Source organism: Microbacterium sp. P5_E9 (genome assembly GCF_054049175.1).
Map to the genome: position 1 here is coordinate 1 of NZ_JBFUMV010000163.1, position 518 is coordinate 518.

2 protein-coding genes are annotated in these 518 nt (G+C 67.3%); both read right to left on the bottom strand.

Annotated elements, in window-relative coordinates:
- Positions 1–212, bottom strand: a 212-nt coding sequence (locus tag ACXJ3V_RS20785) for a hypothetical protein (RefSeq protein WP_457102250.1), incomplete at its 3' end; no start/stop codon positions are given.
- Positions 209–518 (bottom strand): hypothetical protein (locus ACXJ3V_RS20790; RefSeq protein ID WP_457102251.1); only part of this gene is annotated, 310 nt, incomplete at its 5' end. The genes ACXJ3V_RS20790 and ACXJ3V_RS20785, both read right to left, overlap by 4 nt.

Sequence of the window (518 nt, forward strand, 5' to 3'; positions counted from 1 at the left end):
CCTTCGTCCAGCGCGACCTGCAAGCCGTCACTCGCAGGGCCGTCAGGGTGGCCCAGGAAATGGCGCTCAACGCGCGCCCGTTCGAGTCGCGCGTCGGGACTGGGCGAGATCAGCGTCGCCTTCAGCGGAATGATGGCACCCGTCGGCTGTCCGTTCGACGCCGGCCCTGCAAGCAGCAGCGACACGCCGACGGAGCAGGCGGACCACTTCATTCGACCACCACCAGGCCGTAAGGCACGCGGCCGACGGGAATGCTCTTGATCGGCTTGGCCGCTGCGACATCGACCACGGTGACGTCGTCGCTCAAGCCRTTGACCACATACAGCCGGGCTTCGGCCTTGTCGAGCGTGACGTTCCACGCACGCTTGCCGACCAGGACGAGGTTCGTGACCTTTCGCTGCGGCACGTCGACGAACGCGACGTGGTTGGCCCTGCCCAGCGCCACGAAGGCGCGTTTGCCGTCGCGCGACATCTGGATGCCCACCGGCGTGATGTCTTCGCTGCGCGCCCCCTTGACT